Below are 15,252 nucleotides of genomic sequence, written 5' to 3'. Positions count from 1 at the left end.
CCCCGAGCCGGGCGCCGCGCCGGATCGCTCCGCCGCGCGGGCCGAGGCGCCGGCCCGGGCGCCGTCTTCCCGGGACTCCCCGGAGCCGGGGCAGCAGGCCCGCGATGCCCTAAAGGCCTACAAGGCGGAGCTGCGCGCCGCCATCGGGGCCCACAAGCGCTATCCGCTCATGGCCCGCCGGCTGCGGCGGCAGGGGCAGGTGGTCGTCGAGTTCGCCGTCCACGCCGACGGGCGGATCGCCGACGTGCGCATCGTCGAGGGGGCCGGGGCCGCCTCCCTCGAGCGCGCGGCGCGCGAGGCGGTGGAGGCGGTGGGGCGCTTCCGGGCGCTGCCCGGGCCGGTCCAGGCCCCGCGCAAGCGCTTCCGCATCGCCATGCGCTTCGAGCTCTGAGCCGGGCCGCCTCGGGCCCTACCCGCCGCCGAGCAGCTCCGCCGCCTCGAGCACCCGCACGCCCCCGACGCGCAGCGTGGCGATGGCCGCGTCGGTGTCCCGGAAGCGCATGATCAGCACCGCGCGCCCCGAGCGCCCGGCGGTGAAGGCGTAGATGTACTCGACGTTGTGGCCGCCGCCCTCGAGCACGGCGAGCACCTCGGCGAGGCCGCCGCGCTCGTCGTCGACCTCGAGGGCGACGACCTCGTCGACGCGCACGGCGCAGCCGGCCTCCTCGAGGACCGCCTGGGCCCGCTGCCAGTCGGCGACGATCAGCCGCAGGATGCCGAACTGCTCGGCGTCGGCCAGCGAGAGGGTGCGGATGTTGATGCCCGCGTCCGCGAGGATCCGGCAAGGGTGCCGGAGGTGGGCGGGCTGGTTCTCCAGGAACAGCGACAGCTGCTTGAGCCTCATGGTGACCCCCTAGCGAGCGGGACGGCTAGACGTCGCGCTGATCGACGACACGCTGGGCCTTGCCCTCACTGCGCGGCAGCGTCCGCGGCTCGACGAGCCGCACCCCGATGCGCACCCCGATGACGTGGGCCAGCGACTCGGCCAGGCGCTGCTGCAGCCCCGCCATGCCGCCGACGGTGTCGCTGAGCACCTCGGGGGTGACCTCCACGGCCACCTCCATGCGGTCGAGCCCGTGCTCGCGGGTGAGCGTGATCTGGTAGTGGGGCAGGGTGCCCTCGACGGCGAGCAGCGCGGCCTCCACCTGGGAGGGGAAGACGTTGATGCCGCGGATGATGAACATGTCGTCGCTGCGCCGGCCGATGCGCTCGATGCGCCGGACGGTCCGCCCGCAGGGGCAGGGCTCGGGGATGATCGAGGTGATATCCCGCGTGCGGTAGCGGATCATCGGCATCGCCTGCTTGGTCAGCGTGGTGAGCACCAGCTCCCCCTCCTGGCCGTCGGGCAGGGGCTCGCCGGTCTCCGGGTCGATGATCTCGGGGTAGAAGTGGTCCTCGAAGAGGTGCAGCCCGTGCTGCGCGCTGCACTCGCTGCCCACGCCGGGGCCGATGATCTCCGAGAGGCCGTAGATGTCGTAGGCGCGGATGCCGCTGAGCTGCTCGATGCGCTGGCGCATGGCCTCCGTCCACGGCTCGGCGCCGAAGACGCCGACGCGCAGGGGCAGCTCGGACCAGTCGATGCCGTGCTCGCCGGCGCGCTCGAGCAGGTGGAGGAAGTAGCTCGGGGTGGCGCACAGGGCGGTGACCCCGAAGTCCTTCATCACCATCATCTGCCGCTCGGTGTTCCCCCCCGAGGTGGGGATGACCGTGGCGCCGAGGCGCTCGGCGCCGTAGTGGGCGCCGAGCCCGCCGGTGAAGAGCCCGTAGCCGAAGGCGTTCTGGACGGTATCGCCGGCGTGCAGCCCGCAGGCGGCGAGGGTGCGGGTCATCACCTCCGACCAGATCGCCAGGTCCGACTCGGTGTAGGCGACGACGATGGGCTTGCCGGTGGTCCCGCTGGAGGCGTGCAGCCGCACCACGTCCGCCTTGGGGCTGGCGAAGAGGCCGAAGGGGTAGGTATCGCGCAGGTCCGTCTTGACGGTGAACGGCAGGGCCCGCAGGTCCGCGAGGCTGCGGATGTCGGCCGGGGTGACGCCGCGCTGCTGGCAGCGCTCGCGGAAGAGGCTGACCCGCTCGTAGGCCCGCGCCACGGTCGCCTGCAGCCGCTCGAGCTGCAGGGTGCGCAGCTGCGCCTCGGGGAGGAAGTCCGGGGCGCTCGAAAGCTGGAAGGGTTGCCGGGCGCCGGCCGGCGCCGCTTGCTCGACCATCGTGCTCCCCCTTACTGCGCGCGCCCGCCCCGGCCGCCGCCGGTGAGGCTCGCGAAAATGGTCTCCAGTCCCCGCGCCTGGCGGAAGACGCGCTCGTTCATGGCGTGGAGCCGCTCGGGCAGGGTAGCGCGGATCGCCGCCAGCCAGCACCCCTCGGGGAGCTCGAGGTGCGCGCTCAGGACCGCCAGCAGGGCCACGTTGACCATCTTGGCCGCCTGCGCCGCGCGCCGCGGGTCCTCCTCGTTGAACAGCTGCGGCACTGCCGCCGGGGTGATCAGCCGCCCGTGCGGGGCGAGGCGGTGGCGGTTGGGGGCGACCTGGGTCGACTCGCTGATGATCAGGTAGTCCGCCGCCCCGAGCGGCACCATGGGGCTGTGGACGCGGCCCCCGAAGCGCACGTCGCTGCTGACCGAGCCGCCGCGCTGGCTCATGCCGTGGATCTCGCTCTTCTTGACCTCGTGGCCGGCGCGGAAGGCGGCCTCGGCGAGGATGTCCGAGGCGGTGACGATGCCCTGGCCGCCGAGCCCGGCGATAACCACGCTGGTGACCGTGCCGCCGCTCATGAGCCCGAGGACTCCCCCTCGCCCTGGAAGGCGGCGAGCCGGCGGCTGGCCAGCGAGCAGGGGTGGCGGGCGACGATTACCGCCAGCTCCTCGCTGGCCAGGCAGTCGCGGACCAGCCGCTCGAGCTCCTCGGCCGACTCCGCCGGGTCGACGGTGTGGACGTTGGTGATGCCCATGGCGAGGGCGAGGGCCTCGTAGCGGAGCTTGCGCTCGGCCGGGCGGTGGTCGAGCCGCCGCCCGGTGCCCGGGTGCTCCTGCAGCCCGGTCATGGCGGTGGTGTCGTTGTCGAGGATGAGCAGCACGTGGCCCGTGTTCGGCGGGTTGTAGGCCATCTCCACGAGCCCGTTGATCCCGGTGTGGACGAAGGTGCTGTCGCCGATGACGCTGACCACGCGCCGGGCCTGCTCGGCGGGCAGGGCGTGGCGCAGGCCGAGGCCGACGCTGACGCTCGCGCCCATGCACACGCAGGTGTCCATGGCCTCGAACGGCGGCATGACGCCGAGGGTGTAGCAGCCGATGTCGCCGGAGACGATGCACTCGAGCCGCGAGAGGACCTGGAAGACCCGGCGGTGGGAGCAGTCCGCGCACAGCCGCGGCGGCTCGCCGGCGGCCTCGGGGGCCGGCTCGGGGCGCCCGTCGCGCTCGAGGATCCGCCGGACCCGGTCGGCGGTGAGCTCGCCGCAGCGGAAGGGCTCCGGCTTGCCCTCCACCTCGATGCCGGCGGCGCGCACGGCCCGGTAGAGGTAGGGGTCGCCCTCCTCGAGGACCACGCAGCGCTCGACCTGCTCGGCGAAGGCGCGGATCGGCCCCATGGGGGCGGGGTAGCTCATCCCGACCTCGAGCAGCCGCGCCTCGGGGGCGGCCTCGCGGGCGTGGGCGGCGGCCACGCCGCTGGCGACGATCCCCAGGGCCGTGCTCGTGCCCTCCTCGCGGAGCAGCGCCGCCGGGGCCTGGTCGCCGGCGAGGGCCTCGAGGCGCTCGCGCAGGCGCTCGTGGGCCGGCCGGGCGTAGGCCGGGATCATGACCCGGCCGGGGATGTCGCGCTCGTAGCGCGGCGCCGGGGCCTCCATGCGCGCCTCGCGGGGGCGCACCGGGCTCTTGGAGTGGCAGACCCGGGTCGTCATGCGCAGGATCACCGGCAGCTGGTAGCGCGCCGAGAGCTCGAGGGCCTGGAGGGTGTAGTCGTAGGCCTGCTGCGCGTCGCCGGGCTCGAGCAGCGGGGCGCCGGCGGCCTCGGCGTAGTGGCGGGTGTCCTGCTCGTTCTGGCTCGAGTGCATGCCGGGGTCGTCGGCGACGGCGATCACCAGCCCCTGCGCCACGCCGGTGTGGGTGGCGCTGAACAGCGGGTCCGCGGCGACGTTCAGCCCGACGTGCTTCATGGTCACCAGCGCCCGGGCGTTGGCGAAGGCGACGCCGAGCCCCACCTCGAGGGCGACCTTCTCGTTGGGGGCCCACTGCGCCCGGCCGCCGAGGGCGTCGAAGCGCTCGAGGATCTCCGTGGACGGGGTGCCGGGGTAGCCGGTGCCCAGCGAGACGGCGCCGTCGAGGGCCGCCTGGGCAACGGCCTCGTTGCCGGTGAGCAGTTGCGTGGCCATGGGTGCTCCGCGGTGTCGGGCTGGATCGAGCCGGCAAGAGCATAGAGAGAACCCCGCGCGCGATCAAGGCAGGGAGGGGGGAGGGCCCGCCGGCGAGCGTCCGCCCCGAGTGACCTGATATTTGACCTGATTATGACAGTGAGGGTACTTTGCTGTCGTTATTGTTCACTGCACAAATCAGACACGCTGATGAGGGGAGGGGACGGCGCTTGACCCCCGCAGTCTCACACATCGCCCTGGCGAGCGGCTTCATGGCCGGGCTCGGCGCCCTGCTGGCCGGCATCCTGGCGCTCGCCAACCGGCTGCTCCACGTCCCGGAGGATCCGCGCATCGAGCAGATCGAGGACCTCCTGCCGCGGGCCAACTGCGGGGCGTGCGGCTACGCCGGGTGCCGGCCCTTCGCCGAGGCGCTCATCGCCGGCGAGACCGAGCCGGCACGCTGCACGGTGAACTCGCCGGAGCTCAACCAGGAGATCGCCGAGCTGCTCGGCGTCAGCGTCGGCAGCCGCGAGCGCCTGGTCGCCCGCCTGGCCTGCGCCGGGGGCACCCACGTGGCGGCCACCCGGGCCCGCTACGAGGGGCTGAAGTCGTGCCGCGCCGCCGCCCTGGTCGCCGGCGGCGGCAAGGGCTGCGTCTGGGGGTGCCTGGGCCTGGGCGACTGCGAGGAGGCCTGTGAGTTCGACGCCATCCGTCTCAACCGCTACGGCCTCCCCGTGGTGGACACCGATCGCTGCACCGCCTGCGGCGACTGCGTCGAGATCTGCCCCAAGGGGCTGTTCAGCCTGCAGCCCGAGAGCCACCGCCTGTGGGTCAACTGCAGCAACAAGGACCCCCAGGACGAGGCGCAGGCCCACTGCGAGGTGGTCTGCACCGGCTGCGGGCGCTGCGTCATGGACGCCCCGGAGGGGCTGATCCGGATCGAGCAGAACCTCGCGGTCATCGACTACACCAAGAACGACCTGGCCTCTCCCGTAGCCATCGAGCGCTGCCCCACCGGCGCCATCGTCTGGATCGACGACGATGGCCAGCCGCGCAAGGGCTCGAGTGCTCGCAAGATCACCCGCAAGGAGCCACTGCCGCGCATGGAGCCGCTGCCCCGCGTCTGAGGGGGACAGCGACGCGCGCACCCGCTGGCCGGCCGCTGCCCCGGCCGGCGAGGCGGCCTAACGGCTGGGGACCGGGGTTGGGATGCCATCAAAAAACGAAGACGGCCCAAGGGGCTGGAGGAATGAGGGAGGCGATATGCTGTTCAAGCGCACGACGTCGCAGGAGCTGATCAAGTACCAAGGGCTCCGCGGGGCCATGGACGGCAACACCGCCGTGATCCAGTGCGAGCGCGAGGCCTCGGATGCGGCCGGCGCCTATCCCATTACGCCCTCGACCCAGATGGGCGAGATGTGGGCCGAGGAGGTCTCCAAGGGCCACGTCAATATCTCCGGGCGCGCGCTGGTGTTCATCGAGCCGGAGTCGGAGCACGCCGCGGCGGCGGTGACCGCCGGGCTCTCCATGACCGGGCTGCGCGCCATCAACTTCTCCTCGGCCCAGGGCGTGGCCTTCATGCACGAGTCGCTCTACGCGGCCGCCGGCAAGCGCCTGCCCTACATCCTCAACATCGGCTGCCGGGCCATCACCAAGGCGGCGCTCAACGTCCACGCCAGCCACGACGACTACCACTGCATCGACGATACGGGCTTCTTCCAGGTCTTCGCCAAGAGCGCCCAGGAGGCGGCGGACCTCAACATCATCGCCCACAAGGTCGCCGAGCTCGCCCTCAACCCCGGCGCCGTGGCCCAGGACGGCTTCCTGACCACGCACCTGATCGAGTCGCTGCGCATCCCGGAGCGTGAGCTCATCGAGGAGTTCCTCGGCCGCCCCGAGGACTGGATCGACTGCCCGACGCCGTCGCAGCGGATGATCTACGGCGACAAGCGCCGGCGCATCCCCGCCATCTGGGACGTCGACGCCCCCGTGCTCTCCGGGTCGGTGCAGAACCAGGACTCGTTCATGCAGCAGGTGGCGGCGCAGCGGCCGTACTTCTTCGACCACGTCGCCGAGATCACCGACGCGTGCATGGAGGAGTACTTCCAGCTCACCGGGCGGCGCTACCAGCGCGTCTCCGGCTACCGCACCGAGGACGCCGAGTACCTGATCCTCGGCCAGGGCAGCATGGTGGCCACCGCCGAGGCCGTGGCCGACCACCTGCGCGAGAGCCGCGGGCTGAGGGTCGGCGTGGTCAACCTGACGATGTTCCGCCCCTTCCCGGGCGGGGCGCTGGCCCGGTTCCTCCAGGGCCGCAAGGGCGTGGCCGTGCTCGAGCGCACCGACCAGCCCCTCGGCGAGGACCTGCCGATCATGCGCGAGACGCGCGCGGCGCTGAGCAAGGCCATCGAGAACGGCGCCGCCGGCAAGCCGGCGCCGTACCCCGACTACCCGGCCTTCGCCCACGGCGACGCCCCGCGGCTCTACTCCGGGGCCTACGGGCTCGGCTCCCGCGACCTGCAGCCCGAGGGGCTGATCGCGGCGGTGGAGAACATGCTCCCCGGCGGCGGCCAGCGCAACTTCTTCTACCTCTCGGTGGACTTCGTCCACGACAACCCGGCGACCCCGAAGCAGGAGCTCCACCAGCAGGCCCTGCAGGAGGCCTACCCGGGGATCGACAAGCTGGCGCTGCGCGGCTCCGAGAACCCGAGCCTGATGCCCGAGGGGACCATCGCCGTGCGGCTGCACTCCGTCGGCGGCTGGGGGGCCATGACCACGGGCAAGAACCTGGCCATGACCCTCTTCGACCTGCTCGACTACCACATCAAGGCCAACCCGAAGTACGGCTCCGAGAAGAAGGGCCAGCCCACCACCTACTACCTCGCCGCGGCGCCGGAGCCGATCCGGATGAGCAGCGAGCTCAAGCAGGTGGACGTGGTCCTGTCGCCGGACCCGAACGTCTTCGACCACTCCAACCCCCTCTCGGGGCTCGGCAAGGGCGGGATGTTCATCATCCAGTCCAACCTCGGCTCGGCCGAGGCGGTCTGGCAGGGCTTCCCGGCCTGGGCGCAGCGCTACATCGTCGACAACGAGATCCGCGCCTTCTTCGTCGACGCCTTCCGCATCGCCCGCGACGAGGCCTCGGACGCCGACCTGCAGTTCCGCATGCAGGGGATCGCCTTCCAGGGCGCCTTCTTCGCCGGCTCGCCGGTGATGGAGCGCCGCGGCCTGGATGAGGACTCGCTCTTCCGCGCCATCGAGGAGCAGCTGCGCGAGAAGTTCGGCGCCAAGGGCGACCGCGTCGTGCAGGACAACCTGCGGGTGGTCCGTCGTGGCTTCCAGGAGGTCCAGGAGATCACCGACAAGCCGCTGGAGGGCGCCGCCAACGTCCCCGCCCAGGCGCAGCGGCGCGTCCCCGAGATGCCGGTGATGCTCAAGCGCCTGCCGCAGTCCGAGGACCGCCGCGCCGACGTCCACCGCTTCTGGGAGCAGGTCGGCAGCGGCTACGCCGCCGGCTACGGCGACGACAGCCTCGCCGACCCCTTCATGGGCCAGTCGCTGATCCCCGCCTCCACGGGCATCTACCGCGACATGACCCAGGTGCGCTTCGAGTACCCGGCCTGGGACCCGACCAAGTGCACGGCCTGCGGCGAGTGCTACGCCGTCTGCCCGGACAGCGCCCTGCCGGGGCTGGTCAACACCATCGGTGAGGTCCTCGACACCGCCGTGCGGCGCATCGAGACCGGCGGGCGGCCGACGCGCCACCTGCGCCGGGCGGTGCGCGATCTCGAGAAGCGCCTGCGCAAGGCCCTCGTCGAGATCGGCGACGGCGCCGACGTGCGCGCCGAGCTCGAGCGCGCCATCGACGGCCTGCTCGCCGACACCGAGCTCGAGGGCCGCGACCAGGAGCGGCTGAGCGAGGAGCTCGGCTGGCTGCGCGACGAGCTCAGCGAGTTCCAGTTCGCCACCACGCGCCCCTACTTCAGCGCCAAGGAGAAGCAGTCGCCGGGCAGCGGCGGCCTCTTCTCGCTGACCGTCAACCCCTACACCTGTAAGGGCTGCATGGAGTGCGTGCGCATCTGCCCCGAGGGGGCCCTGGAGGTCGCCCCGCAGGCGCAGGAGGACGTCGAGCGGATGCGCCGCAACTGGTCGTTCTGGCTCGACCTGCCGAGCACCCGCTCGGAGTACATCCGCATCGACGACCTCGACGAGGGGATCGGTGCGCTGGAGACGCTGCTGCTCGACAAGCGCTCCTACAACTCCCTCGAGTCCGGCGACGGCGCCTGCCTCGGCTGCGGCGAGAAGACCGCGGTGCACCTGTTCACCGCCACGGTGACGGCGCTGATGCAGCCGCGGGTGCGCAAGCACGTCGAGAAGCTCGACAGCCTGATCGAGCAGCTCGAGCAGCACATCCGGCTCAAGCTCGCCGAGGGCGTGGACCTCTCCGACGCCAGCGCCGTCAACGAGGTCATCGACGAGCACGCCGACCGCGACCTGACCCTCTCGCGGCTGTCCGGCGCCCTCGACGAGGGCCGCGGCGGCCAGACCGTGGACCCGGAGTGGCTGCGCTGGGTCACCGGGGTGCTCGACAGCCTCAAGGACCTGCGCTGGCGCTACAAGGAGGGGCCGACCGGCCGCGGCCGCGCCGACATGGGCATGACCAACGCCACGGGCTGCACCTCGGTCTGGGGGAGCACCTTCCCCTACAACCCGTACCCCTTCCCCTGGACGAGCCACCTCTTCCAGGATAGCCCGTCCATCGCCATCGGCATCTTCGAGGGCCACATGGCGAAGATGGCCGAGGGCTTCAAGGCGGTGCGCATGGCCGAGCTCGAGCTCGGCGGCGAGTACGACCCGGCGACCCACGACGACTTCTTCGCGCAGTTCAACTGGGAGCAGTTCAGCGACGAGGAGTTCGCCCTCTGCCCGCCGGTGGTCAGCCTCGGCGGCGACGGCGCCATGTACGACATCGGCTTCCAGAACCTCTCGCGGGCGATGATGTCCGGGCTGCCGATCAAGGTCCTGGTCCTCGACACCCAGGTCTACTCCAACACCGGCGGCCAGGCCTGCACCTCCGGGTTCATCAGCCAGGTCTCCGACATGGCCCCCTACGGCAAGGCGTGGAAGGGCAAGGACGAGCTGCGCAAGGAGATCAGCCTCATCGGCATGGCCCACCGCACCAGCTACGTCGCCCAGGGCTCGATCTCCAACGTCACCCACCTGCTCGAGAGCTTCATCGAGGGGCTCAACGCCCGGCGGCCGGCGGTGTTCAACGTCTACGCCGTCTGCCCGCCGGAGCACGGCATCGGCGACGACGTCGCCTTCGAGCAGTCGCGCCTGGCGGTGGAGTCGCGGGCCTACCCGCTGTTCCGCTACAACCCGGACCGCGGCGTGACCTTCCGCGACTGCAGCGACCTGGAGGGCAACCCCTCCCTGGAGCAGGACTGGCACTCCTACACCCTGCAGTACGTCGACGAGGACGGCGAGCAGCAGGGCATGGAGCTGCCCCTGACCTTCGCCGACTTCGCCCTCACCGAGGGGCGCTTCCGCAAGCACTTCAAGAAGGTGCCGCCGGAGGCGTGGAGCGACGACATGATCCCGCTGACCGAGCTCCTCGAGCTGCCCGAGGCGGAGCGCGAGGACCTCTACCCCTACATCTGGGCGGTGGACGACCAGAACCGCCTGGTGCGGGTGCTGGTCTCCGAGGAGCTGGTGCGCTCGACCGAGGAGCGGCGCAGCTTCTGGCACCAGCTCAAGGGGCTGCTCGGCCTCGACCAGGAGCAGGTCGACCCCGAGGCGGTGGCCGCGCAGACGCGCCAGGAGATGGCGCAGCGGCTCAGCGCCACCCTGCTCAACCTCGCCAGCGGCGACGGGGCCGGGCAGCTGGCCGAGAGCCTCGAGGGGGCGGACGCCGGCCCGGCGGGGCAGGGCGCCGCCGGCGAGCCGGCGGGCGAGGCCGCCGGCCAGGGCGCCGGGCTCGACGCCGAGTACGACCCGGTCTGGGTGGAGAGCAACGAGTGCACCGCCTGCGATGAGTGCCTGAAGATCGCCCCGAGCGTCTTCGCCTACGACGAGAACAAGCAGGCCGTCGTGAAGGACCCGAAGGGGGCGAGCTACAAGGACATCGTCCGCGCCGCGGAGAAGTGCCCGGCCCTGGCGATCCACCCCGGGACGCCGTTCGACCCGAGCGAGCCGAACCTGGACAAGCTCCAGAAGCGGGCAGCGAAGTTCAACTGACCATGGAGCTGCTGTCACTGCTCAGAGGCCGGACCTTCCGCCGGGGGGTCGAGGCGCCGGAGTACAAGGAGCTGACCGCCGGGCAGCCCATCCGGCGGCTGCCCTTCGCCCCGCGGCTGGTGCTGCCGCTGGACCAGCACTTCGGCGACCCGGCGCGGGCGCTGGTGCGCAAGGGCCAGGAGGTGGTCCGCGGCGAGCCCGTCGCCGAGGCCCAGGGCCCGCGCTCGGTGCCGATCCACGCCCCGGTGACCGGCGTGGTGGAGGACGTCGAGCTGATGCCCACGGCCCGGGGCCCCAAGAGCCGGGCGGTCATCCTGCGCACCGCCCCCGGCGACAGCCAGGCGGTGCGCTGGTCCCGGCCCTGCGACCCGGAGCGCCTCGGCACCGCCGAGCTCATCGAGGCCGTCCAGCGGACGGGGCTGGTCGGGCAGGGCGGGGCGGCGTTCCCCACCCACCTGAAGCTCTCGATCCCCGACGGCCACGCGGTGGACACGCTGGTGGTCAACGGCTGCGAGTGCGAGCCGTACCTGACCACCGACCACCGCATCATGCTCGAGCAGCCCGCCCTGGTGCTCGCCGGCGTCCGGCTGGCCATGCAGACGGTGGGCGCGGAGCGCACGCTGATCGGCGTCGAGGACAACAAGCCCGACGCCATCGCCGCCCTGCGCGGGCAGATCGGCGCCGACGAGCCCATCACCGTTCGCGCGGTCAAGAGCAAGTACCCGCAGGGCTCGGAGAAGATGCTCATCAAGACCCTGCTCGGCCGCGAGGTCCCCTCCGGCGGGCTGCCGTTCCACGTCGGCGTCGTGGTCAACAACGCCGGCACCCTGGCGCAGCTCGGGCACCTGCTGCCGCGCGGCGAGGGGCTCATCGAGCGGGTGGTCACCGTCTCCGGGCCCGGCGTCGATCGCCCGGGCAACTACCGGGTGCCCATCGGCACGCCGCTGCGCGCCATCCTCGAGGCGGTCGGCTACCGGGAGGACGACCCGAGCCGGATCATCCTCGGCGGCCCCATGATGGGCAACACCGTCGCCTCGCTGGATGTGCCCATCACCAAGGGGGTCTCCGGGCTGCTGGTCATGCCGCAGGCCGCCGAGGAGGTGGTCGCCTCGAGCCAGCCGTGCATCCGCTGCGGCCGCTGCCTGGAGGCCTGCCCCGTGGGGCTCAACCCGGCGGAGCTGGGCCGCCTGGCCGCCAACCGCCAATACCAGGCCATGGAGGAGCGCTTCAACCTCAACGACTGCTTCGAGTGCGGTTGCTGCAGCTACGTCTGCCCCTCCAATATCCCGCTGGTCCAGTACTTTCGAATCGCCAAGGCGCTGAACCGGGAGCGTAAGTCTTGACCCCCCCGCGTATCGAGATCAAGAGCTCGCCGCACATCAAGCGAGCGGGCAGCGTCGAGCAGATCATGCGCACCGTGGTGGTGGCGCTGCTGCCAGTGTGCGCCTTCTCGGTGTACCACTTCGGCCTCAGCGCGCTCGCCCTGATGGCGACGACCACCCTGGCCTGCGTGCTCACCGAGCAGCTGTTCAACCGCCTCTCGGGGCGGGGGAGCACGCTGGGCGACTACAGCACGGTCATCACCGGGCTGCTCCTGGCGCTGACGCTGCCGCCCGGCTTCCCCCTGTGGATGGCCGCCGTCACCGGCTTCGTCGGCGTCGCCCTGGGCAAGGCGCTGTTCGGCGGGCTCGGCTTCAACCCCTTCAACCCGGCGCTGATCGGGCGGGCCTTCGCCGCGGCGGCCTTCCCCCAGGCGATCTCGACGTGGACCGAGGCGGGGCACCCGGCGCGCTTCACCGAGCTGCTGCCGTCGACGCTGACGGCGCCGTTCACCACCCCGGCGCCGGTGGACGCCTACACGGCCGCCACCCCCCTGGGGCAGTGGAAGTTCCAGGGCGCCGAGCTCCAGGCCTGGGAGCTGTTCACCGGCATGACCCCGGGCTCGGCCGGCGAGACCTCGGCGCTGCTGATCCTGCTCTGCGGGCTGTTCATGGTCGCCCGCGGCGCCATGAACTGGCGCATCCCCGCGGCGATCCTCGCCAGCGCCTTCCTGACGGCGGCGGCCTTCTACGCCGCCGACCCGGGCCACTTCCCGACGCCGTGGGCGGTGCTCTTCTCCGGCGGGCTGATGCTCGGGGCGGTCTTCATGGCCAGCGACATGGTCGGCTCCCCCGTCACCCCCGCCGGGGTGTGGCTCTACGGCCTGCTGATCGGCTTTCTGGCGATCATCATCCGCTTCTTCGGCGGCCAGCCCGAGGGCGTGATGTACGCCATCCTCCTCGGCAATGCCGCCTCGCCGCTGATCGAGCAGATCACCCAGCCGCGGCCCTACGGCAAGCGCAAGGGGAGGGGGGCATGAGCGCACCGGCCTCACAGCAGCAGCAGCCACCGGCGCCGACCTCCAGCCTCCGGCTGATCGCCACCCTCGGGGTGATCGCCCTGATCTCGGGGCTGCTGGTGGTCAGCGTGGTGGAGCTGACGCGCCCGATCATCGCCGAGAACCAGCGCGCGGCGCTGCGCGCCGGCGTCCTGAAGGTCATCCCCGGCGCCGAGCAGCGCCGCGACTACGTCCTGACCGGCTCCGGGCTCGTCCCCAAGGCGCAGGCCGCGGCCTCGGGCCCCGTCGTCCACGCCGGCTACGACGCCGACGGCGACTTCCGCGGCGTGGCCATCGAGGCGGCGGGCCGGGGCTACGCCGGGACCATCCGCCTGCTCTACGGCTACGACCCGGCGCGCGAGGAGATCGTCGGCATGACCGTCCTCGAGAGCAAGGAGACGCCGGGGCTCGGCGACCGCATCGAGACCGACCCGCAGTTCAAGGCGAACTTCAAGGACCTGGAGGCGAGCCTCGGCCCCGAGGGCGAGGCGCTGGCCCACCCGATCCGCACCGTCGAGCCCGGCGAGAGCGACGAGCCCGGCGAGATCGACGGCATCACCGGGGCGACGATCTCCTCCAACGCCGTCGGCCGGATCCTCGACAATAGCGCCGGCTCGCTGCTGCCGCGGCTCGCCCCCCACTGGTCCGACCTGCAAGGGGAGCGCTGATGGCCACCAAGCGCGACGAGCAACCCATCACCCTGGATACCTTCCTCAGCGGCATCTGGCGGGAGAACCCCGTCTTCGTGATGCTGCTGGGCATGTGCCCGGTGCTGGCGGTGACCAACACCGTGGCCAACGCCCTGGCCATGGGGCTGGCGACCACCTTCGTGCTGCTGTGCTCGACGGCGCTGGTCTCGGTGCTGCGCCGGCTCATCCCCAAGGAGGTGCGGATCGCGGCGTACATCGTCATCATCGCCACCTTCGTCACGGTGGTCGACTACCTCATCCAGGCCATCAGCCTGGAGATCTACAACGCCCTCGGCGCCTTCATCCAGCTCATCGTGGTCAACTGCATGATCCTCGGCCGCGCCGAGGCCTTCGCCTCGCGCAACGGGGTGCTCCGGACCGTGGTCAACTCCCTGGGCATGGGGGCCGGCTTCACCCTGGCGCTGCTCTGCCTGGGCTCCGTCCGGGAGCTGCTCGGCGCCGGCACGCTGCTCGGCGTGCCCGTCTTCGGCGAGGGCTTCGAGCCGTGGGTGGTCATGCTCCTGCCGCCGGGCGGGTTCTTCGTGCTCGGCGGCTGGCTGCTGCTCTTCGCCTGGATCAAGGAGCGCCGCCAGGCGCACGCCGCCACCCAGGAGGTCGCCGCCGATGAGCGCTGAGTCGCTGCCGTACATCTTCCTCAACGCGGCCATCATCAACAACTTCGTGCTGGCCCTGTTCCTCGGCATCTGCCCGGTGCTCGGCGTCTCCGGGCGGATCGGCACGGCCTTCCCCATGGGGGTGGCCACCGCCTTCGTCATGCTCATCAGCTCGGTCGCCGCCTGGCTGATCAACGAGGTGCTGACCGCCTTCGACCTCGAGTTCCTCCGCCTGATCGCCTACATCGCCGTGATCGCCTCGGCGGTGCAGCTCGTGGAGATGAGCATCAAGCGCTTCAGCCCCGCCCTCTACCGGGCGCTGGGCATCTACCTGCCGCTGATCACCAGCAACTGCGCCATCCTCGGCGTGGCCCTGTTCCAGACCGACTACGAGTACGACCTGCTGCAGTCGCTGGCGTACAGCCTCGGGGCCGGCGCCGGCTTCATCCTGGCCATCGTCCTCATGGCGGGACTGCGCGAGAAGGTCGACCTGGCCGACGTCCCCTCGGTGGCGCGCGGGGCGGCCATGAGCCTGATGCTCGCTGGCATCCTCTCGCTGGCCTTCATGGGCTTCGCCGGCCTGGGGGGCTGACGCCGTGCTCCGCTACCTGGTGGCCGTGCTGCTGATCTTCGCCCTCTCCGCCGGCTGGGTGCTGGTCCAGCGGGCCGCCCGGCGCGTCCACGAGCGCTGCCCCGATCCGGCGGCCGGCGAGGGGAGCGGCGAGGGCGGCGGCTGCGGGCTGTGCAAGCTCGCCGGCGCCTGCCAGCAGCGGCGCGACGACACCGCGCCGTAGCGCTGCACCCGCGGGGCGCGGTGCCGTCCGGGCGCTGGGGCGGAGGGGGCCCTCACGCCCTTTCGAGCGTGCCGAGCATCGCAGCCCGAGCGGGGACGCCGAGCGGCGCCAGCCGCTCGGCGAGCGCGCGTTGTCCGAGCGAAGCGAGTTTAGCGCGCGGCCCCGCTCGGGTGAGAAGCGCAGGGGACCCGCAAGGG

Annotated in this window: 13 protein-coding genes; 9 read left to right on the top strand and 4 right to left on the bottom strand. The window is 71.9% G+C overall.

Annotated features, from left to right (window positions below; all coding sequences use genetic code 11):
- On the top strand, positions 1–391 hold a 391-nt coding region (locus CKO13_RS05815; RefSeq protein ID WP_200257788.1), incomplete at its 5' end, for an energy transducer TonB.
- Between the two features lie 18 nt (positions 392–409).
- Here CKO13_RS05815 and CKO13_RS05810 read toward each other — a convergent pair.
- Genes CKO13_RS05810 through CKO13_RS05795 form a run of 4 tightly spaced genes read right to left on the bottom strand, consistent with a single transcriptional unit; the run spans position 410 to position 4,365 of the window.
- Positions 410–844, bottom strand: coding sequence for an amino acid-binding protein (locus tag CKO13_RS05810; protein WP_200257786.1), 435 nt, complete (start codon positions 842–844; stop codon positions 410–412).
- A 25-nt stretch (positions 845–869) separates the two neighbouring features.
- The gene (locus CKO13_RS05805) at positions 870–2,207 is read right to left on the bottom strand and encodes a phenylacetate--CoA ligase family protein (RefSeq protein WP_200257785.1); all 1,338 of its coding nucleotides are present in this window, start codon (positions 2,205–2,207) and stop codon (positions 870–872) included.
- A gap of 11 nt (positions 2,208–2,218) precedes the next feature.
- The gene (locus CKO13_RS05800; protein ID WP_200257784.1) at positions 2,219–2,770 is read right to left on the bottom strand and encodes a 2-oxoacid:acceptor oxidoreductase family protein; all 552 of its coding nucleotides are present in this window, start codon (positions 2,768–2,770) and stop codon (positions 2,219–2,221) included.
- On the bottom strand, positions 2,767–4,365 hold the full coding sequence (locus CKO13_RS05795; RefSeq protein WP_200257779.1) for a thiamine pyrophosphate-dependent enzyme: 1,599 nt from the start codon (positions 4,363–4,365) through the stop codon (positions 2,767–2,769). The genes CKO13_RS05800 and CKO13_RS05795 overlap by 4 nt, the downstream gene beginning before the upstream one ends.
- 209 nt (positions 4,366–4,574) lie before the next feature.
- Here CKO13_RS05795 and CKO13_RS05790 point away from each other — a divergent pair, with 209 nt between their 5' ends.
- The 8 genes from CKO13_RS05790 to CKO13_RS05755 all read left to right on the top strand — a co-directional run bounded on the left by CKO13_RS05790 (position 4,575) and on the right by CKO13_RS05755 (position 15,055).
- Entirely contained in the window at positions 4,575–5,471 is an 897-nt protein-coding gene (locus tag CKO13_RS05790; RefSeq protein ID WP_200257771.1) for an RnfABCDGE type electron transport complex subunit B, read from the top strand.
- Positions 5,472–5,607: 136 nt separating this feature from the next.
- Positions 5,608–10,581 carry a 2-oxoacid:acceptor oxidoreductase family protein gene (locus CKO13_RS05785; protein WP_200257770.1) on the top strand — a complete coding sequence of 1,658 codons (4,974 nt, stop codon included), beginning with the start codon at positions 5,608–5,610 and terminating at the stop codon, positions 10,579–10,581.
- A gap of 2 nt (positions 10,582–10,583) precedes the next feature.
- A complete protein-coding gene (gene rsxC / locus CKO13_RS05780; RefSeq protein ID WP_200257765.1) occupies positions 10,584–11,924 on the top strand; it encodes an electron transport complex subunit RsxC in 1,341 nt (446 codons plus the stop codon).
- Positions 11,921–12,940: an RnfABCDGE type electron transport complex subunit D gene (locus CKO13_RS05775; RefSeq protein ID WP_200257762.1), complete on the top strand. Its 1,020-nt coding sequence runs from the start codon at positions 11,921–11,923 to the stop codon at positions 12,938–12,940. The genes rsxC and CKO13_RS05775 overlap by 4 nt, the downstream gene beginning before the upstream one ends.
- Positions 12,937–13,626 carry an RnfABCDGE type electron transport complex subunit G gene (locus CKO13_RS05770; RefSeq protein WP_200257761.1) on the top strand — a complete coding sequence of 230 codons (690 nt, stop codon included), beginning with the start codon at positions 12,937–12,939 and terminating at the stop codon, positions 13,624–13,626. Before CKO13_RS05775 ends, CKO13_RS05770 begins: the two co-directional genes overlap by 4 nt.
- Positions 13,626–14,282, top strand: a complete 657-nt coding sequence (gene rsxE / locus CKO13_RS05765) for an electron transport complex subunit RsxE (RefSeq protein ID WP_200257760.1) — start codon at positions 13,626–13,628, stop codon at positions 14,280–14,282. The genes CKO13_RS05770 and rsxE overlap by 1 nt, the downstream gene beginning before the upstream one ends.
- Complete coding sequence (locus tag CKO13_RS05760; RefSeq protein ID WP_200257759.1) at positions 14,272–14,853, top strand: electron transport complex protein RnfA; 582 nt, start codon at positions 14,272–14,274, stop codon at positions 14,851–14,853. Before rsxE ends, CKO13_RS05760 begins: the two co-directional genes overlap by 11 nt.
- Before the next feature lie 4 nt (positions 14,854–14,857).
- A complete protein-coding gene (locus CKO13_RS05755; protein WP_200257754.1) occupies positions 14,858–15,055 on the top strand; it encodes a hypothetical protein in 198 nt (65 codons plus the stop codon).
- Positions 15,056–15,252 lie beyond the last annotated feature (197 nt).

Source organism: Halorhodospira neutriphila, from assembly GCF_016584055.1.
GTDB classification, from domain to species: domain Bacteria; phylum Pseudomonadota; class Gammaproteobacteria; order Nitrococcales; family Halorhodospiraceae; genus Halorhodospira; species Halorhodospira neutriphila.
This window is presented reverse-complemented; position numbering and strand designations above follow the sequence as displayed.